The sequence below is a fragment of the Streptomyces sp. LX-29 genome (assembly GCF_029541745.1).
Taxonomy (GTDB): Bacteria; Actinomycetota; Actinomycetes; order Streptomycetales; family Streptomycetaceae; genus Streptomyces.
The window spans coordinates 4,652,741-4,670,648 of the sequence record NZ_CP089746.1; the positions used below are offsets into that span (position 1 = coordinate 4,652,741).

General features: G+C 72.0%; 14 protein-coding genes and 1 tRNA gene. 9 read left to right on the forward strand and 6 right to left on the reverse strand.

Annotated features, from left to right (window positions below; all coding sequences use genetic code 11):
• Positions 1 to 2 precede the first annotated feature (2 nt).
• The 5 genes from LRS74_RS20060 to LRS74_RS20080 all read left to right on the forward strand — a co-directional run bounded on the left by LRS74_RS20060 (position 3) and on the right by LRS74_RS20080 (position 5,540).
• Entirely contained in the window at positions 3 to 470 is a 468-nt protein-coding gene (locus LRS74_RS20060) for a septum formation initiator family protein (protein ID WP_277742286.1), read from the forward strand.
• A gap of 76 nt (positions 471 to 546) precedes the next feature.
• Complete coding sequence (locus LRS74_RS20065; RefSeq protein ID WP_277742287.1) at positions 547 to 1,083, forward strand: DUF501 domain-containing protein; 537 nt, start codon at positions 547 to 549, stop codon at positions 1,081 to 1,083.
• The gene (locus LRS74_RS20070; RefSeq protein ID WP_277742288.1) at positions 1,080 to 2,033 is read left to right on the forward strand and encodes a Ppx/GppA phosphatase family protein; all 954 of its coding nucleotides are present in this window, start codon (positions 1,080 to 1,082) and stop codon (positions 2,031 to 2,033) included. Before LRS74_RS20065 ends, LRS74_RS20070 begins: the two co-directional genes overlap by 4 nt.
• Positions 2,034 to 2,364: 331 nt before the next feature.
• A complete protein-coding gene (locus tag LRS74_RS20075; RefSeq protein WP_277742289.1) occupies positions 2,365 to 3,756 on the forward strand; it encodes an NAD(P)/FAD-dependent oxidoreductase in 1,392 nt (463 codons plus the stop codon).
• Positions 3,757 to 4,229: 473 nt separating this feature from the next.
• Positions 4,230 to 5,540: a cyclopropane-fatty-acyl-phospholipid synthase family protein gene (locus LRS74_RS20080; RefSeq protein ID WP_277742290.1), complete on the forward strand. Its 1,311-nt coding sequence runs from the start codon at positions 4,230 to 4,232 to the stop codon at positions 5,538 to 5,540.
• 192 nt (positions 5,541 to 5,732) lie between these two features.
• Here the strand turns inward: LRS74_RS20080 and LRS74_RS20085 are convergent, their stop codons facing one another.
• Positions 5,733 to 8,276: an ABC transporter permease gene (locus LRS74_RS20085; protein ID WP_277742291.1), complete on the reverse strand. Its 2,544-nt coding sequence runs from the start codon at positions 8,274 to 8,276 to the stop codon at positions 5,733 to 5,735.
• Positions 8,277 to 8,322: 46 nt separating this feature from the next.
• A complete protein-coding gene (locus tag LRS74_RS20090; RefSeq protein ID WP_277744847.1) occupies positions 8,323 to 9,105 on the reverse strand; it encodes an ABC transporter ATP-binding protein in 783 nt (260 codons plus the stop codon).
• A gap of 595 nt (positions 9,106 to 9,700) precedes the next feature.
• On the opposite strand from LRS74_RS20090, the gene LRS74_RS20095 reads away from it, so the two are divergent.
• A tRNA-Leu gene (locus LRS74_RS20095) sits at positions 9,701 to 9,782 on the forward strand.
• Positions 9,783 to 9,981: 199 nt separating this feature from the next.
• On the forward strand, positions 9,982 to 10,875 hold the full coding sequence (locus tag LRS74_RS20100; RefSeq protein WP_277742292.1) for a Bax inhibitor-1/YccA family protein: 894 nt from the start codon (positions 9,982 to 9,984) through the stop codon (positions 10,873 to 10,875).
• A gap of 131 nt (positions 10,876 to 11,006) precedes the next feature.
• On the opposite strand, the gene LRS74_RS20105 is transcribed toward LRS74_RS20100, so the two are convergent.
• Positions 11,007 to 11,237 (reverse strand): DUF4287 domain-containing protein, encoded by a 231-nt coding sequence (locus tag LRS74_RS20105; RefSeq protein ID WP_144386820.1) that lies wholly within the window; start codon positions 11,235 to 11,237, stop codon positions 11,007 to 11,009.
• A gap of 120 nt (positions 11,238 to 11,357) precedes the next feature.
• Between LRS74_RS20105 and LRS74_RS20110 the strand changes: the two genes are divergently transcribed.
• The gene (locus tag LRS74_RS20110) at positions 11,358 to 11,684 is read left to right on the forward strand and encodes a hypothetical protein (RefSeq protein ID WP_277742293.1); all 327 of its coding nucleotides are present in this window, start codon (positions 11,358 to 11,360) and stop codon (positions 11,682 to 11,684) included.
• Positions 11,685 to 11,840: 156 nt separating this feature from the next.
• Here LRS74_RS20110 and LRS74_RS20115 read toward each other — a convergent pair whose 3' ends face one another.
• From LRS74_RS20115 to LRS74_RS20125, 3 genes are all read right to left on the reverse strand, one after another.
• A complete protein-coding gene (locus LRS74_RS20115; RefSeq protein ID WP_277742294.1) occupies positions 11,841 to 12,728 on the reverse strand; it encodes a hypothetical protein in 888 nt (295 codons plus the stop codon).
• A 208-nt stretch (positions 12,729 to 12,936) separates the two neighbouring features.
• Entirely contained in the window at positions 12,937 to 14,157 is a 1,221-nt protein-coding gene (locus tag LRS74_RS20120; protein WP_277742295.1) for an acetyl-CoA C-acetyltransferase, read from the reverse strand.
• Positions 14,158 to 15,198: 1,041 nt separating this feature from the next.
• On the reverse strand, positions 15,199 to 16,206 hold the full coding sequence (locus LRS74_RS20125) for an SGNH/GDSL hydrolase family protein (protein ID WP_277742296.1): 1,008 nt from the start codon (positions 16,204 to 16,206) through the stop codon (positions 15,199 to 15,201).
• A gap of 217 nt (positions 16,207 to 16,423) precedes the next feature.
• Between LRS74_RS20125 and LRS74_RS20130 the strand changes: the two genes are divergently transcribed.
• Positions 16,424 to 17,818 carry a cystathionine beta-synthase gene (locus LRS74_RS20130; protein ID WP_144386825.1) on the forward strand — a complete coding sequence of 465 codons (1,395 nt, stop codon included), beginning with the start codon at positions 16,424 to 16,426 and terminating at the stop codon, positions 17,816 to 17,818.
• Positions 17,819 to 17,908: the final 90 nt, after the last annotated feature.

A 17,908-nucleotide genomic window follows, 5' to 3' on the forward strand; every position in this document is an offset into this window, starting at 1 on the left:
AGATGGCTCGGGACCGGGATCGGTTCTCCACCGCGACCAGGCTGAAGGCGCTCGGCGGCCAGGCCGCCGCCCGGGTCTACCGCGCGCGCACCCCGCGCCGCGGCCGCCTCACCGGGCGCGCCGCCCTGCTCGCGTTGGTCCTCTGCTCCCTCGTCGTCGCCCTCGCCTATCCGACACGACAGTTCGTCTCGCAGCGCTCGGACATCGCCGACCAGCGGCGCCAGGCGGAGGAGGCGCGCGAGGACGTCAAGCGGCTGCGCGAGGAGAAGGCGCGGCTGCAGGACCCGGCGTACATCGAGCGGCTCGCCCGCGAACACCTGCACTACGTCCGGCCGGGCGAGACCGGCTACAGCGTGCTGGGTGGCGGCGGTCCGGGCGACCGCGTCGACAGCCGGGCCGCCGCCGACCAGCCCTGGTACCGCAATCTGTGGGACGGTGTGGACGCCGCGGACCGGCAGCCGTCCCGCTGACCCGCCACCGTCTCCGTCTCCCGAATCCGTCCCGGCCACCCACCGCTCCGAACCGACCGAAGAGAACCCTCCACACATGGACACGCCCCCTCCGCAGACCGAGCACACCGCGCCCACCGACGCCGACGTGGCCGCCATCAAGGCGCAGCTGAACCGCGTGCCGCGCGGTCTGCGCGCCATCGCCCACCGCTGCCCCTGCGGCAACCCCGACGTCGTCGAGACGGCCCCGCGGCTCGAGGACGGCACGCCCTTCCCGACGCTCTACTACCTGACCTGCCCGCGCGCCGCCTCCGCCATCGGCACCCTGGAGGCCAACGGCGTGATGAAGGAGATGCAGGCCCGGCTCGGCACCGACCCGGAGCTGGCCGCCGCCTACCGCGCCGCCCACGAGGACTACATCGCCCGCCGCGACGCGATCGAGGTGCTGGAGGGCTTCCCGAGCGCCGGCGGCATGCCGGACCGGGTCAAGTGCCTGCATGTGCTGGTCGGCCACTCGCTGGCGGCCGGGCCCGGCGTCAACCCGCTGGGCGACGAGGCCCTGGCGCTGCTGCCGGAGTGGTGGCGCAAGGGCCCGTGCGTGAACCCCTGCGGGGGCGAGGGGGAGTCCGAGTGAGGCGCGTCGCCGCCATCGACTGCGGCACCAACTCCATCCGACTGCTCGTCGCCGACCTCGACCCGGCCACCGGCGAACTGGTCGAGCTCGACCGGCGGATGCGGATCGTGCGCCTGGGCCAGGGCGTGGACCGCACCGGGCGGCTGGCCCCCGAGGCGCTGGAGCGCACGTTCGCGGCGTGCCGGGAGTACGCCGCCGTGATCGAGGAGTACGGGGCGTCCCACCCGCGCTTCGTGGCCACCTCCGCCTCGCGCGACGCGGAGAACCGCGAGGACTTCGTGCGCGGCGTGCTGGAGATCCTGGGCGTGGAGCCCGAGGTGATCACCGGCGATCAGGAGGCGGAGTTCTCCTTCACCGGCGCCACCCGGGAGCTCACCGGCGCCGACGGCTTCGAGAAGCCGTACCTGGTGGTGGACATCGGCGGCGGCTCCACGGAGTTCGTCGTCGGTGAGGACCATGTGCGGGCCGCGCGCAGCGTGGACATCGGCTGTGTGCGGATGACCGAGCGCCATCTGGTCGTCGACGGCCGGGTGGAGGACCGTCCGACGCCGGCTCAGATCGAGGCCATACGGGCCGACATCACGGCGGCGCTCGACCAGGTCGCCGAGACGGTGCCGCTCGACGAAGCCCGTACACTGGTCGGACTGGCCGGTTCGGTCACCACCGTCGCCGCCATCGCGCTGGGTCTGACCGCGTACGACTCGGCGGCCATCCACCACTCCCGCATCTCGCTCGACCAGGTGCGCGAGGTCACCGGACGGCTGCTTGAGGCCACGCACGCCGAGCGCGCCGCCATCGCGGTCATCCACCCGGGGCGGGTCGATGTGATCGCCGCGGGGGCGCTCGTACTGCTCACGATCATGGAGCGGATCGGGGCCCGGGAGGTCGTCGTCAGCGAGCACGACATCCTCGACGGGATCGCCTGGAGCGTCGCCGAGCAGACCGTCTGAAAAAAGTTCGTGAAATCCTTCACATGAAAAAGGGGCCCGGCGGCCGCAGGATGAGCCCGCCGGGCCCGTTTTGGCGTACCCGAAAGCGTCAGACGTCGGAAACCGGTGCGTTGCATGGGTGTTGCGCGGGTGTGTGCCGGAGCGGTGGTCTAGCCCGGCGGCGGACGGCAAGCCCTGATCAAAGGGGGTGAACAACGCGCTCCATGGCGCGCTGGTTCCCTTCGGCGACTATGGCGTCGGTCACGGTGGCGGCGGAGTGTAGCAGACGCCTTCCGGGTCCTTGTGAAGGGGCTCACGAGCACCCCCCCATAGGGTGCTGGATACTCAAAGCATGAGCACCACGGAGCGTCCCAGGATCCTCGTTGTAGGCGGTGGGTACGTAGGTTTGTACGCGGCACGCCGCATCCTCAAGAAGATGCGGTACGGCGAGGCGACCGTCACGGTCGTCGACCCGCGCTCGTACATGACGTACCAGCCCTTCCTCCCCGAAGCTGCTGCCGGCAGCATCTCCCCGCGGCACGTCGTGGTCCCGCTGCGACGCGTGCTCCCGAAGGCGGAGGTCCTCACCGGTCGCGTGACCACCATCGATCAGGACCGCAAGGTCGCCACCGTCCAGCCGCTGGTCGGCGAGGCGTACGAGCTGCCCTTCGACTACCTGGTCATCGCGCTCGGCGCGGTCTCCCGCACCTTCCCGATCCCCGGCCTGGCCGAGAACGGCATCGGCATGAAGGGCATCGAGGAGGCCATCGGCCTGCGCAACCACGTCCTCGAGCAGCTCGACAAGGCCGACTCCACGACGGACGAGGAGATCCGCCGCAAGGCGCTCACCTTCGTCTTCGTCGGCGGTGGCTTCGCGGGTGCGGAGACCATCGGTGAGGTCGAGGACATGGCGCGCGACGCCGCCAAGTACTACCCGAACGTGAAGCGCGAGGACATGCGCTTCGTGCTGGTGGACGCCGCCGACAAGATCCTCCCCGAGGTCGGCCCGAAGCTCGGCCAGTGGGGCCTGGAGCACCTCCAGAAGCGCGGTGTCGAGGTCTACCTCCAGACCTCCATGGAGTCCTGCGTCGACGGTCACGTCGTCCTGAAGAACGGCCTCGAGGTCGACTCCAACACCATCGTGTGGACCGCCGGCGTCAAGCCGAACCCGGCCCTGGCCCGCTTCGGTCTGCCGCTCGGCCCGCGCGGCCACGTGGACACCGCCCCCACCCTCCAGGTGCAGGGCACCGACTACATCTGGGCCGCCGGCGACAACGCCCAGGTCCCGGACCTCGTCGGCCGCAAGGGGGGCAACGAGAACGCCTGGTGCCCGCCGAACGCCCAGCACGCGCTGCGCCAGGCCAAGGTCCTCGGCGACAACGTGATCTCGGGCATGCGGGGCTTCCCGCAGCGCGAGTACAGCCACGCCAACAAGGGCGCCGTCGCGGGTCTCGGCCTGCACAAGGGCGTCGCGATGCTCGTCTTCGGCAAGACGAAGATCAAGCTGAAGGGCCGGCTGGCCTGGTACATGCACCGTGGCTACCACGGCATGGCGATGCCGACCTTCAACCGCAAGATCCGCGTCCTCGCCGACTGGACGCTGCAGATGTTCCTCAAGCGCGAGGTCGTCTCCCTCGGCGCCATCGAGAACCCCCGCGAGGAGTTCTACGAGGCCGCCAAGCCGGCCCCCGCCCCGGCCCCGGCCAAGGCCGACTCCGGAGCGGAGAAGGCCAAGGCGTCCTGACGCCTCCCGGCCGGCGCCGCGACGCGCCGGCCGGACAACCGCACACACGCCGAAGGGCGTCCGCCAATCCGTGGGGCGGACGCCCTTTCGCGTACCCGCCTGCGTACCCGCCTGCCGCGGGCGTCGTGCCCCGATCGCCGAGGCCCGTCGAACATCGCGGGCCTCCGCCGTCGGCGGGGGCGGGGAACGGGTTCCGCCCGGGATGGCGCGCAACCCGCGTGCTGGAGCCCGGCGGTGGCGAACCGGCGGTGTCGAACCGGCCGGGCCGTCGCCGGATGGGGGTGGCTGCACCCTCGGGGCGGGCCCCGGGGTGAGGGCCCGGCAGGTGCGGGCGGACCGCGCGGCCGGCGGGTCGGTGGGCCGTTCCGTTATTTGCTGATTCCACACGCCCCCAGGGGACTGCGTGACGGACCGGACGGTGTTTACGTGAGGGGTGGACTCTTCGTTGACGACCCATCACGGAGGTGTGCGACATGGCCGACGCCGCTCGACGGCTCACCGCGCTCGCTCAGGAGGCGCTGGGGGTCCCGCTCCCCGTCCGCATCCGCGCCTGGGACGGCAGTGAAGCCGGCCCCCCGGGCGCCCCGACCCTCGTCGTCAGGCGCCGCCGAGCGCTGCGCCGGCTGCTGTGGAAGCCGGGTGAACTCGGCCTGGCCCGCGCCTGGGTGGCGGGCGACCTCGACATCGAGGGCGACCTCTACGAGGCCCTGGACCGCCTCTCCGGGCTGGTCTGGGAGCGCTCCTCCGGCCGGCGACAGCTTCCCGCCCTCGCCGCGCTCCGCGCGCTGCGCGACCCGGAGCTGCGCGCCGCCCTCCGTGCGGCGGTCGCCCTCGCGGGCCCGGGGCTGCCGCCCGCCCCGCCCCCCGAGGAGGCCCCCGTCCGGCGCGGCCCGCTGCACACGCTGCGCAGCGACAGGGCGGCCATCAGCCACCACTACGACGTCGGCAACGACTTCTACGAGCTGGTGCTGGGCCCCTCGATGGTCTACTCGTGCGCCTACTGGGAGGGGGCCGGCCAGTCCCTGGAGGACGCCCAGCGCGCCAAGCTCGACCTCGTCTGCCGCAAGTTGGCGCTCGGGTCCGGTCAGCGGCTGCTGGACGTGGGCTGCGGCTGGGGCTCGATGGTGCTGCACGCGGCGCGTGAGTACGGAGTGCGCGCGGTCGGCATCACGCTCTCCGAGGAACAGGCCACGTACGCCCGCAAGCGCATCGCCGACGCCGGGCTCACCGACCGGGTGGAGATCCGGGTGCAGGACTACCGCGAGGTGACGGACGGTCCGTACGACGCGATCTCCTCCATCGGCATGGCCGAGCACGTGGGTTCCGTGCGGTACGCCGCGTACGCGGAGAGCCTGCACGGGCTGCTGGCCCCCGGCGGGCGGCTGCTCAACCACCAGATCGCCCGGCGGCCGGACCCGGACGAGACCTCGTACCGCGTGGACGAGTTCATCGACCGTTACGTCTTCCCGGACGGCGAGCTCGCCCCGGTGGGCCGCACCGTCGGCCAGTTGGAGGAGGCCGGCTTCGAGGTGCGCGACGTGGAGGCCATCCGCGAGCACTACGCGCTGACCCTGCGCCGCTGGGTGGTCAACCTGGAGGCGAACTGGGCGCGCGCGGCGGCGGTCACCTCGCCGGGCCGGGCGCGCGTCTGGCGGCTCTACATGGCGGCGTGTGCCGTGTCCTTCGAGCGCAACCGCATCGGGGTCAACCAGGTCCTCGCCGTCCGCACCCCGCTCTCCGGTGCCGCCGGGATGCCGCTGCGGACCAGGGACTGGCGCGGCTGAGGGCGCGTACGACCCCCGCGGGCCGGCGGCCCGCGCGACCCGGGTACAGCCCCGAAGGCGCCCGTACGTCGGCTTCCGGCTTCCGGCTTCCGGCTTTCGGAACGCGAGACGGCCGCCACTCCCGAGGCGGGGTGGCGGCCGTCCGGCGGCGTGGCGGGCGGGAGGCGGAGGGCCTCCCGCCCGCGGCCGGTACTACTGGGACTTGATGGCGGCCAGCATGTTGAGCTTGGCGGCCCGGCGGGCCGGCCACAGCGCGGCCAGCACGCCGACCAGCGCGGCGAGCGCCAGGAAGACGGCCATCCGGCCCCAGGGCAGGACCAGCTCGTAGGTGGACAGCCCGCTGGCGAGCAGCTCACCGGCGGCCCAGCCGAAGAAGACGCCGAGGCCGATGCCGAGCACCCCGCCGAAGAGCGAGATGACCAGCGACTCCAGCCGGACCATGCGCTTGATGCCGCGCCGGTCCAGGCCGATCGCCCGCAGCATGCCGATCTCCTGCGACCGCTCGAAGACCGACATGGCCAGGGTGTTGATGACGCCGAGTACGGCGACGATCACGGCCATGCCCAGCAGGCCGTAGAGCATGTTCAGCATCAGGGTGAAGAACTTGGCGATGTCCTCGGAGACGTCGTCCTTGTCCTGGACGTGGATGGCCGGGTTGTCGCCCAGGGCCTTCTCCAGCGCGTTCTTGGCGGCGTCGCTCGGGCCGCCCTTGGTCGCGAGCATCACCTGCATGTCGCGGGGCTGGTCGATGTGCGGGGCGAGCGCGGCGTTCTCGATCATGAGACCGCGGATCATCTCGTTGCCCTGGTAGACGCCGCTGACGGAGAGCGTGCCGCGCTTGCCGTCCTCGTAGACCACGTCGAGCCGGGTGCCGACCTTCCAGCCCTCGTCCTTGGCGGTGTCCTTGTCGACGATGACCTTGTCGCCGCCCAGCGAGGTGAAGGCGCCCTGCTGGAACTCGAGGTCGAGCAGCCGGCCCATGGCCTTGCCGTCGACACCGACCAGGGTCTCCGAGTTGCCGTTGATCCGGGACTCGGACAGCCGCAGCGGGCTGGAGGCGGTGGTCTCCGGCAGCGAGGCGAGCTTCTTCGCCACGTCCGGGGAGAGCGGGATGCCGCCGTCGAAGCTGCCCATGGAGACCACGTAGTCGGCCTTGAGCGCGTCGGTGGCCATCTTGTCGATGGACTTCTGGACGCTGCCCGCGATGACGGTCAGGCCGGTGATCAGGGTGAGGCCGACCATCAGCGCGGAGGCGGTGGCGGCGGTGCGGCGCGGGTTGCGGACCGCGTTCTGCCGGGCGAGCTTGCCCGAGATGCCGAAGACGCGCAGCAGCGGGCCGGCGGCCGCGATGATCGGCCGGGACAGCAGCGGGGTCAGCACGAACACGCCGATCAGCAGCACGACCGCGCCCATGCCCATGATGGCCTTGCCGTCGGACATGCCGGTGGCGGCCAGCACCATCGCCACACCGACGCCGGCGAAGATCGCGCCGATGGTGTTGCGGACGACCAGGCTGCGGGTGGTGGCGACCGCGTGGACGCTGCTCATGGCGGCGACCGGCGGGATCTTCGCGGCGCGGCGGCCGGGCAGCCAGGCGGCGAGCACGGTCACCACGATGCCGGTGACCAGCGCGGTGACGACGGTGGAGGGGGAGACGATCAGCGGGCCGTCCGGCACGGTGGCGCCGGTGGAGTTCAGCAGCGAGCGCAGCCCGGCGCCGATCCCGACGCCGGCGAGCAGGCCGGTGAGGGCGGCGATGGTGCCGACGACGGTGGCCTCGATCAGCACCGAGCGGGTGACCTGGCGGCGGCTGGCGCCGACCGCGCGCATCAGCGCCAGCTCCTTGGTGCGCTGGGAGACCAGCATGGTGAAGGTGTTGGCGATCAGGAAGATGCCGACGAAGAGCGCGATGCCGGCGAAGACCAGCATGCCGGTGCGCATCCCGCTCATGCTGCTCTTGATCGCCTCGGCCTGGTCGTCGGCGACCTCCTGGCCGGTCTCGGCCTTGGCCTTGCCCTTCGGCAGGATCTTCTCGATCTCGGCCTTCAGCGCGGCCTGCGAGGTGCCGGCGGCGGCCTTCACGTCGATCTCGCTGAACTGGCCGGGCTTGGCGAAGTGCTTCTGGGCGGTGGCGGTGTCGAAGAGGGTGAGCGTGCCGCCCGCCGCGACGTTGCCGTCGTCGGTGGTGAAGATGCCGGTCAGCTTCTGCTTCAGGACCGGGCCGTCGACCGAGACCCGGACCGTGTCGCCGACCTTGTAGTCGCCGCTGTCGGCGCTCTTGGCGTCGAGGGCGATCTCGCCCGCGCGCTGCGGGGCGCGGCCGTCCCGCATCGGGTAGCGGGCGTCCTTGCCGTCCTTCGACGGGTGGTAGTTGCCACCCGCGTTGTTGAAGCCGCCGCCGAGGAGGTCGCCGTCCTTGTCGGAGATGGCGGTGTAGCCGGAGACGATTCCGGTCACGGAGGCGGCGCCCGGCACCGTGCCGGCGCGGTCCAGCAGCCGCTGGCTGAGCTTGGGGGCGTCGCCCGGCTTCTTCGCGTCGTCGTTGTCGTCGTCGGGGGTGATGGCGACGTCGACGCCCACGAACCCCTTCTCGGAGCTCTTCTGGTAGGCGTCGGAGATGGTGTTGGTGAAGACCAGGGTGCCGGAGACGAAGGCCACGCCGAGGAGCACGGCGAGCACGGTCATCAGCAGCCTGGCCTTGTGCGCGAGCACGTTGCGCAAGGCGGTACGGAACATGGGAGTGGTCAGTCCTGGGGTGGGGGCCGGCGGTCGGGTCGGGGGCTCAGCTCACGCGGCCCTTGGCGTCGAAACGCTTCATGCGGTCGAGGACGGCCTCGGCGCTCGGGGTGTGCAGCTCGTCGACGATGCGGCCGTCGGCCAGGAAGACCACGCGGTCCGCGTAGGAGGCGGCGACCGGGTCGTGGGTCACCATGACCACCGTCTGGCCCAGCTCGCGCACCGAGTTGCGCAGGAAGCCGAGGACCTCGGCGCCGGAGCGGGAGTCCAGGTTTCCGGTGGGCTCGTCGGCGAAGATGATCTCGGGCTTGCCGGCCAGCGCGCGGGCCACGGCGACGCGCTGCTGCTGACCGCCGGAGAGCTGGTTGGGGCGGTGCTTGAGCCGCCCGGAGAGACCGACGGTGGCGACCACCTGGTCCAGCCACGCCTTGTCCGGCTTACGGCCGGCTATGTCCATCGGGAGCGTGATGTTCTCCAGCGCGTTCAGCGTCGGCAGCAGGTTGAACGCCTGGAAGATGAAGCCGATCTTGTCGCGGCGCAGCTGGGTGAGCTTCTTGTCCTTCAGCGAGGTCAGCTCGGTGTCGCCGATGCGCGCCGAACCGCTGGAGACCGTGTCGAGCCCGGCCATGCAGTGCATCAGGGTCGACTTGCCGGAGCCCGAGGGGCCCATGATCGCGGTGAACTCGGCCTGCCGGAACTCGACGGAGACCGCGTCCAGGGCGACCACCTGGGTCTCGCCCTGGCCGTAGACCTTGGACAGGTCCGTGGCGCGGGCCGCCGCCGCGGTGGGGCGGGCGGCGGTGTGGACGCCGGAGGGGAAGGTGGTCACGGTGGACAGCTCCTCGGTGTGGGGTCGCGGACGTTCCTCCATCGTCCAGTCCGGATCGGCCCGGCGGATCAGCCCGTGCTCCGGTTCCGGGGGCAGACCCAGGAGGTACGTCGGAGGGCTCCTCTCCTCCCTGGGGAGGAGGAGACCCCCGGGCCCCGAGAAGGAGGGTGTACGCGGGGAGCGCGCGTCCGCGCCGGTCGCTCACCGGCCCCGCCCCCTCCCCTCACGGAGTCCGCGCGGGACCCTCACCGGGCTCTCTCCCCGGGCTCTGACCGGGCGCTCGCCGGGCTCTCCCCGGGCTCTCCCCGGGCTCTCTTCGGGGGGCTTTCGGGCCATGTCGCGCCCGGGTGCGGGGCCGCACCGGGCGGCGAGATTTCGTCATTCCCTGTCACGATGGGAGCGCGTCCAGTGACCAGGCTCTGTAGGCCAATGGCATATGCCAAGGGCCTTGGCCCCCTGCTGATGAACCCTCAAGTTGCCAATAAAATAAGACAACCTCGGTTCGACGTTCCGCTGTTCGGGGGCACCTCCCCGGATAGGCTCGACTCGCTCACCTCGAAGCGCCGTATGCACCGCGATACGGCCGGAGAGTCCTGCCCGGATGGTGGAATGCAGACACGGCGAGCTTAAACCTCGCTGGCCTTCGGGCCGTGCCGGTTCAAGTCCGGCTCCGGGCACAGCCATGGCCATCCCCGCACACGCTCCGTGCGGGTTCGGTCGCCGACTGTCCGGAAGCATCCCTTCCGGTCGCCTCGCGCGGCGTCACCCGGAACGGAGTCTTCCGCGAAAGATCCTGCCCGAGCACTAGAGCGTCTCTTTTGCTCACCCATTACTCTTGAGCCAAGGTCGCGCACGGCGGCCATGGAGGAGTGAGGGATGAGGAGCAGCAACCCGGTCTTCTCGCGGTTCAGCCGCGACGCCGGCTCTGCGGGCTTCGGCGCTGCGCCGCAGGCCGGGGGCCCCACCGCAACTCAGGGCAACCCGTACGCACAGGGCAACCCGTACGCCCAGCCGCAGGCCCCGACGAACCCGTACGCGATGGGCGACCAGCACCAGCTGACGCCCGACCAGCTGCAGCAGATGTACGGCGCGCCGCCGGCGGGCCCGCTGCAGACCGGCCGGATGACGATGGACGACGTCGTCATGCGCACCGGCATGACGCTCGGCACGGTCATCGTGGCCGCCGCGGTCGCCTGGATCGCGGAGCTGCCGGCCGCGGCCGGCTTCGGCGCCGCGCTGGTCGCGATGGTGCTGGGCTTCGTCCAGTCGTTCAAGCGCAAGGCCGTCCCCGCGCTGATCCTGGCGTACGCGGCGTTCGAGGGCATCTTCCTCGGCGTCATCAGCCAGATCTACAACGAGCGCTGGTCCGGCATCCCGATGCAGGCCGTGCTCGGCACCATGGCCGTCTCGGTCGGTGTCCTGGCCGCGTACAAGACCCGGCTGATCCGGGTCGACCAGCGCTTCATGCGCTTCGTGCTCGCCGCCGCGATCGGCTTCGTGCTGCTGATGTCGGTGAACCTGCTGTTCGCCGCGTTCGGCGGCGGTGACGGCCTCGGCTTCCGCAGCGGTGGCCTCGGCGTGGTCTTCGGCATCGTGGGCGTGCTGCTCGGTGCGGCGTTCCTGGCGCTGGACTTCAAGCAGATCGAGGACGGCGTGCGGTACGGCGCGCCGCGCGAGGAGTCGTGGCTGGCCGCGTTCGGCCTGACCCTCTCGCTGGTGTGGATCTACCTGGAGATGCTGCGGCTGATCGCCATCATCAGGGAGTTGTAACCCGGCCGAGGTGATCCCACCGAGGCGAAGAAGGGCCCGCGGAGGCAACGCCCCCGCGGGCCCTTCGCCGTGTCTGCCATGCCTGTCATGTCATGCCTGTCACGTCGGTCGCGTCGTCGTGGCGAACCCGGCTAGAGCAGCTTGCGCGCCGCCCGGCGCAGGTCGTGCTCGTGGATGATCGCCTTTGCGTGCCCGTAGGCGAGCTGGTGCTCGCCGCGCAGCCAGCTCACCTTTTCCTCGAAGCGGAGGAGAGCGGGTCCTTCGTCTACCGTGCGCATCCAGTCGGAGACTTCACGGCCGGTGCAGGCGGGGATTCGGGAGAGCAGGTTGCGGTGGGTCTCTTCGGAGAAGACTGGGGACATTCGGCGCCTCCGGCATGTCCGATCGCTGTTCCACGTCGTGGCCCAGGTTGGTCTTCAGCTCACGTTGCCTGAGCGTGGGCGCGTTGGCAACAGTCCGTTGGCGGCGCATAGGCTCGCGATGTGAACGACGTGACGTCCCTACTGAACGCGGTCGACCGCCTCGCCGACCGGCTTCGCACCCTGCCCCAGTCCGCCCTGACCAGGGGCGCCGCGGCGGAAGGGCGGGAGCTGGCGCGGGCGTTGGCGGCGCGGGCGCAGGCGATAGAGGAGCCCGGAAAAGAGCCGAGAATGATGCCTGACACCGGGCTGTTCGCGGTCGGCGACCAACTGGCGGTGGCGGGCCACGATCTGGTGGAGGCGCTCCGGGCGGCGCCCTCCGAGGTCGTGGCGGCGTCGCTGGCGGAGGCGCTGGAACGGGTGGAGGCTGCCGCCGAGCGGGTGCGCTGAGCGGGGCTGCCGTGCGCCGAGCGGCGCGTGCCGGGTAGCCCGAGCGGGCGCACCGGAGGTGCCGGGGGGAGCGTGCCGAGCCGGTGCGCCGGGCGCGCGCTGGGGCGTGGGGCGGGCGTACCGGAGCCCTTGCGGGGCCGGGCGCCGGCTGCTTCGCTACAGCGAGGCGATGACGCGGTCGGCGAGCACGTAGACGTTCTCGTCGCCGCAGCGGAAGGTCAGGGCGTACGCCCCGGCCACCCCCGAGCTGCCCAGCAGCACCGGGGAGGTGCCCGCGCGCAGCGCGCCGGCGAGCCGCTCGGCGGTCTCCCGGTGACCGGGGGTCATGCACATCGTGGTGCCGTCGGCGAAGACGTAGACGTCCAGGGTGCCCAGCGGGCCGGGCCGCACGTCGGCCAGCGGTGTGCCGGCCTCGGTCAGCTCCGCCAGCCGGGCGACGGTGCGCTCGTGGTCGGTGATGCCGGGCGCGGGGGTGAAGTCCGGGTGCGAGGGGTGGCGGCGGCGCGCGGCGGCCAGCTCGGCGGACTCCACCACGTCGGCCTCCAGCTCCACCTCGCCGGAGGGGTCCAGCACCTCGGGGCCGAACATGGGCTCCAGGCCGGCGAAGTCGGCCTGCCGGGGGACGTAGAGCTGGCTCTCGGGCTGGGCGTCGACGGCGGCGTCCAGTCGGGCGTCGAGCTGCGCGTCCAGGGCGGGGTCGTCGGCGAGCCCGGCCAGCTCGCCCAGGAGCGTGGACGCCTCGCCGGCGGGGGAGGAGCCGGTCACATCGCGGGCCTCCTGCGCGGCCCAGAAAGCGCGGGCCTCGGCCAGCTCGCGCTCGCGCTCCTCGGCCAGCGCGTCCGCGACGGCCGCGCGTATCTCGGCGGCGGGAACGGTACGGGCGGGGGGCACGGCGGCCTCCTGCCGCGCGGCGGCGCTCAGCGCCAACTCGGCGCGCAGGGCGACGATCTGCCGGCGCAGGTCGCGAGTGGTGTACAGGGCGGCGACGCCCACGCCCGTGGCGGCGGCCGCGGCCAACAGGACGACAAGAGTCATGGCGCTCACTGACATACTCCCGATTGCTGTGGATCCCCCGAATTCCTACCTCAGCTTGGCTCGCGGCGCAGGTCCCTGTTAGTGCATAACGTCATTAAACGGACAGGTATTTAGTCCCAGACGTCCCGCGCGCACCACACTGACCTGCGCAGACGCCGCTCCCCCAGGACATAGGTCACATCCTGGGGGAGATTCGGTCACAGCTGAGATGGGGCGACTAGCTGAGCCGCTCGATCACCATAGCCATACCCTGGCCGCCGCCGACGCACATGGTCTCCAGACCGAACTGCTTGTCGTGGAACTGGAGCGAGTTGATCAGCGTGGTGGTGATGCGGGCGCCGGTCATGCCGAACGGGTGGCCGACGGCGATCGCGCCGCCGTTGACGTTCAGCTTGTCGATGTCGATGCCGAGGTCCCGGTAGGACGGGATCACCTGGGCGGCGAACGCCTCGTTGATCTCGACCAGGTCGATGTCGTCGATGGTCAGTCCGGCGCGGGCGAGCGCCTGCTTGCTGGCCTCCACCGGGCCGTAGCCCATGATCTCCGGGGAGAGGCCGGAGACGCCGGTGGAGACGATCCGGGCCAGCGGGGTCAGGCCGAGCTCACGCGCCTTGGTGTCGGACATGATCACCAGGGCGGCCGCGCCGTCGTTGAGCGGGCAGCAGTTGCCCGCCGTCACCAGGCCGTCGGGGCGGAAGACGGGCTTGAGGCCCTGGACGCCCTCCAGCATGGTGCCCGCGCGCGGGCCGTCGTCCTGGGAGACCACGGTGCCGTCGGGCGTGGTGATCGGGGTGATCTCGCGCTGCCAGAAGCCCTTCTTGAGGGCCTCCTCGGCGAGGTTCTGGGACCGGACGCCGAACTCGTCCATCTCCTCGCGGGTGATGCCCTTGAGTCGGGCCAGGTTCTCCGCGGTCTGCCCCATGGCGATGTACGCGTCCGGCAGCAGGCCGTTCTCGCGCGGGTCCTGCCAGCCCTCGCCGCCGTGCTCGGCGCGGTGCGCGGAACGGGCCTCCGCCTCCGCGAAGAGCGGGTTGTGGGTGCCCGGCATGCCGTCAGAGGAGCCGTTGACGCTGCGCGAGACGGTCTCGACGCCCGCCGAGATGAAGACGTCGCCCTCGCCCGCCTTGATCGCGTGCAGGGCCATCCGGGAGGTCTGCAGCGAGGAGGCGCAGTACCGGGTGATGGTGCAGCCCGGCAGGTGGTCCATGCCCAGCTGTACGGCGACGATCCGCCCCAGGTTGTGGCCCTGCTCGCCGCCGGGGAGACCGCAGCCCAGCATGAGGTCGTCGATGTCGCGCGGGTCGAGCTCGGGCACCTTGGCCAGCGCGGTCTTGATGATCTCGGCGGTCAGGTCATCCGGCCGCACGTCCTTCAGCGAGCCCTTGAAGGCGCGCCCGATCGGGGAGCGGGCGGCAGAGACGATCACGGCTTCGGGCATCACGGCTCCTGACAGGGAGAGGGCTGGACTCTCTGGGAAGTTACCCGCACGTACGGCGGGGGTCACGGGTTGCTCGCTGTGCCGCGCGTCACCCCCTCCCGGGGAGGGCCCGTCGAGTGAGGGGGTGCCCCCTCACTCCCTCCCCGCCGCCTACGGCGCCGGCCCTTTCCCCGCCCACCCGCCCGTTCACCCCAACCCGCGGGGTGCGGCGGGGCCTGCACGGCTTCCGTTCCCCGGGGGTGGGGCTTCGTGCCCGGGGGTTGTGTCGGGGTGGCCCCACCACGCGGCCGTGCCCCGCGTGCCCCTTGACCGGCGCTACCGCGCCGGGGGTCCTTTTCCCCGCCCACCCGCCCGTGCACCCCAACCCGCGGGGTGGGGCGGGGCCTACGAGGCTTCGGGTGCCCGCGGGGTGGGGCGGGGGCTGTACGGCCTGCAGTCCACGGGGTGGCCCTTCGTTCTTGGGGGTATGCGGGGTGGCCTCGCCACGCGGCGGTGCCCTGCGTTCCCGTTGACCGGCGCTACCGCGCCGGGGCCGTTTCCCCGGCCACTCGGGGACTGGGGTGGTCCCGTTGCGTGGTCGTGGGCTGCGTTCTCCGTGGCTGGAGCTACCGCGCCGGGGTCGTTTCCCTGGCTATCGGGGGCTCAGTGTGGGGCCGTCGTTTGGCTGTGCTCTGCGTTCCTGTTGGCCGGCGCTACCGTGCTGGGGTTGTTTTCGGGCGGGGGGAGGGGGCGGGGTCGCAGGGGTGGGGGGCTGGACGCTGTCGCATATTTGTGGCGTGAGGCGGGGGTGGTTGGGTGGGGGTGGGTTCTCGCCGTAAATATGCGGTCCAGGTCCCCGGCCCCGGAGACCCCATCCCCCGGCACCACCCACCCACCCCCGCCCACCACCACCACGCACCCGCACCCACGCCCGCGCCACCACCACGCACCCGCCCCACCACCACGCACCCGCACCCACGCACCCGCCCCGCCACCGCGCACCCGCCCCGCCACCGCGCACCCGCGCCACGCACCCGCCCCCGCCGCCACGCACCCGCGGGGTCAAGGCTCTGGGGTGGGGAGGGCGGTGGGGGGCTGGGATTCCGGGAGGCGACGGCGGCGGCGGAGCAGCAGGGCCCAGGGGCCTCGGGCGGCCGTGACCTCCGTACCGCCCTCCGCCGCGGCCTCGGCGGCCGCCCGCGCCACCGGCAGGTACCCCTCCTGGCGGGCCGCCTCCGGGCGGTCCTCCTCCGGCCACAGCCCCAGCGCCGCGCACAGCGTCGGCAGGACGGCCATGGCGGCCGTCGCGTACCCCTCCGCCGAGGGGTGGTAGTTGTCCGGGCCGAACAGCTCCCGCGGCCGGGCCTCGAACTCCGGCCCCAGCAGATCGCCCAGCGAGACCGTGCGCCCGCCCTGCTCGACCACCGCGATGGTCTGCGCGGCCGCCAGCTGTCGGCTCAGCCGGCGCGCGATCCAGCGCAGCGGCTGGTAGACGGGCTCGATGGTGCCCAGGTCCGGGCAGGTGCCGACGACCACCGCGCAGCCGCTCTCGCGCAGCCGCCGCACCGCGTCCGACAACAGCCGCACCGACTCGGCGGGCGGCATGCGATGCGTCACATCGTTCGCACCGATCATGATCACGCACACGTCGGGCCGCGTCCGCGGATCCGCCAGCAGCAGCGAGACCTGCCGCTGCAGGTCGGTGGACTGCGCCCCGCAGCTGGCCACGTTCCGCAGGTCCACCGGGCGCTCGGCCACCGCGGCGAGGCCGGAGGCCAGCAGCGCGCCAGGAGTCTGGCTCGGCCGGTGGACGCCCTGGCCGGCGGCGGTGGAGTCGCCGAGGAAGGCCAGCCGCAGCGGCTGCTGCCCGTTGCGCAGCGCGAAGGCGAAGCCGTATCGCCCGTCCGCGACCGGCGTCACCGCGTCCGACCCGCCGACCACCTTCCTGGCCAGCGAGACCTCGGTCAGCACCAGGCCGACGACGACCCCGCCCAGAACCCCGATCCCACCACCGCCGTAGGCCGCCGCGGCGGCGATCCGCCGGGCGACCCTCGCCCTCGACATCGACATGGGACCGTCCACCTCCCGGTCGTGTTTCCAGCCGGACACCCGCTTCGTACTGCTCGGTACTCCTTGCTAACACCTAGGTGCCCTGCCGGGGCTCTCACGCAACGCGTGAGCACTCCACCGATAGCGCAATAAGCTGACATCACGGGACCGCGACGGCGGCCACCCCCTCGACCCGCGGAGATCCCGCTCAACGATCCCGCTTAACCAGGAGTAGGGCGTGCAGTACTACGAATCGATGATTGAGCTGGTAGGCAATACGCCGCTGGTCAAGCTCAACAACGTCACGGAAGGCATCCAGGCGACGGTCCTGGCCAAGGTTGAGTACTTCAACCCCGGCGGCTCGGTGAAGGACCGTATCGCCGTACGGATGATCGAGGCCGCGGAGCGCTCCGGAGAGCTCAAGCCGGGCGGCACCATCGTGGAGCCGACCTCGGGCAACACCGGTGTGGGCCTGGCCATGGTCGCCCAGCGCAAGGGCTACAAGTGCATCTTCGTCTGCCCGGACAAGGTGTCCACCGACAAGATCAACGTGCTGCGGGCCTACGGCGCCGAGGTCGTCGTCTGCCCCACCGCCGTCGACCCCGAGCACCCCGATTCGTACTACAACGTCTCGGACCGCCTGGTGCGCGAGACCCCCGGCGCCTGGAAGCCCGACCAGTACAGCAACCCGAACAACCCGCGGTCCCACTACGAGAGCACCGGCCCGGAGCTGTGGGAGCAGACGGAGGGGAAGATCACCCACTTCGTCGCGGGCGTCGGCACCGGCGGCACCATCAGCGGCACCGGCCGCTATCTGAAGGACGCCAGTGACGGCAAGGTCAAGGTCATCGGCGCCGACCCGGAGGGCTCCGTCTACAGCGGCGGCTCCGGCCGCCCGTACCTGATCGAGGGCGTCGGCGAGGACTTCTGGCCGACCGCCTACGACCGCACCGTCGCGGACGAGATCGTCGCGGTCTCCGACAAGGACGCCTTCCAGATGACCCGCCGCCTCGCCAAGGAGGAGGGCCTGCTGGTGGGCGGCTCCTGCGGCATGGCGGTCGTCGCCGCGCTGCGCGTCGCGGAGGGGCTCGGCCCGGACGACGTCGTGGTCGTGCTGCTGCCGGACAGCGGCCGTGGCTACCTCTCGAAGATCTTCAACGACGACTGGATGGCCGACTACGGCTTCCTGGAGGAGGCCGGCCCGGCCGTCCGCGTCGGCGATGTGCTGGAGGGCAAGGAGGGCGGTCTGCCCTCGCTGGTCCACATGCACCCGGAAGAGACGGTCGGCGAGGCCATCGAGGTGCTGCGGGAGTACGGCGTCTCGCAGATGCCGATCGTCAAGCCGGGCGCCGGCCACCCCGATGTGATGGCCGCGGAGGTCGTCGGCTCGGTGGTGGAGCGCGAGCTGCTGGACGCGCTCTTCGCGCAGCGCGCCTCGCTCACCGACCCGCTGGAGAAGCACATGAGCCCGCCGCTGCCGCAGGTCGGCTCGGGCGAGCCGGTCGAGGACCTGATGGCCGCCCTGGGCACGGCCGACGCCGCCATAGTGCTGGTGGAGGGCAAGCCCAAGGGTGTGGTGAGCCGGCAGGACCTGCTCGCCTACCTGGCGAAGACCGCGGCCAAGGCGCACTGAGTCAGCGGCCGCCGGCCGCCGACCTGAGAGGTGGGGCGCCGCGGGACCGTACGGTCCCGCGGCGCCCCACCGGCCGTTCGGGGGCGGCGC

What these genes read in the sequence shown, in the direction of transcription:
- LRS74_RS20060 (WP_277742286.1), top strand. Translation starts at nt 3, where the DNA reads ATGGCTCGGGACCGGGATCGGTTCTCCACCGCGACCAGGCTGAAGGCG.
- LRS74_RS20065 (WP_277742287.1), top strand. Translation starts at nt 547, where the DNA reads ATGGACACGCCCCCTCCGCAGACCGAGCACACCGCGCCCACCGACGCC.
- LRS74_RS20075 (WP_277742289.1), top strand. Translation starts at nt 2,365, where the DNA reads ATGAGCACCACGGAGCGTCCCAGGATCCTCGTTGTAGGCGGTGGGTAC.
- LRS74_RS20080 (WP_277742290.1), top strand. Translation starts at nt 4,230, where the DNA reads ATGGCCGACGCCGCTCGACGGCTCACCGCGCTCGCTCAGGAGGCGCTG.
- LRS74_RS20085 (WP_277742291.1), bottom strand. Translation starts at nt 8,276, where the DNA reads ATGTTCCGTACCGCCTTGCGCAACGTGCTCGCGCACAAGGCCAGGCTG.
- LRS74_RS20100 (WP_277742292.1), top strand. Translation starts at nt 9,982, where the DNA reads ATGAGGAGCAGCAACCCGGTCTTCTCGCGGTTCAGCCGCGACGCCGGC.
- LRS74_RS20105 (WP_144386820.1), bottom strand. Translation starts at nt 11,237, where the DNA reads ATGTCCCCAGTCTTCTCCGAAGAGACCCACCGCAACCTGCTCTCCCGA.
- LRS74_RS20120 (WP_277742295.1), bottom strand. Translation starts at nt 14,157, where the DNA reads ATGCCCGAAGCCGTGATCGTCTCTGCCGCCCGCTCCCCGATCGGGCGC.
- LRS74_RS20125 (WP_277742296.1), bottom strand. Translation starts at nt 16,206, where the DNA reads ATGTCGATGTCGAGGGCGAGGGTCGCCCGGCGGATCGCCGCCGCGGCG.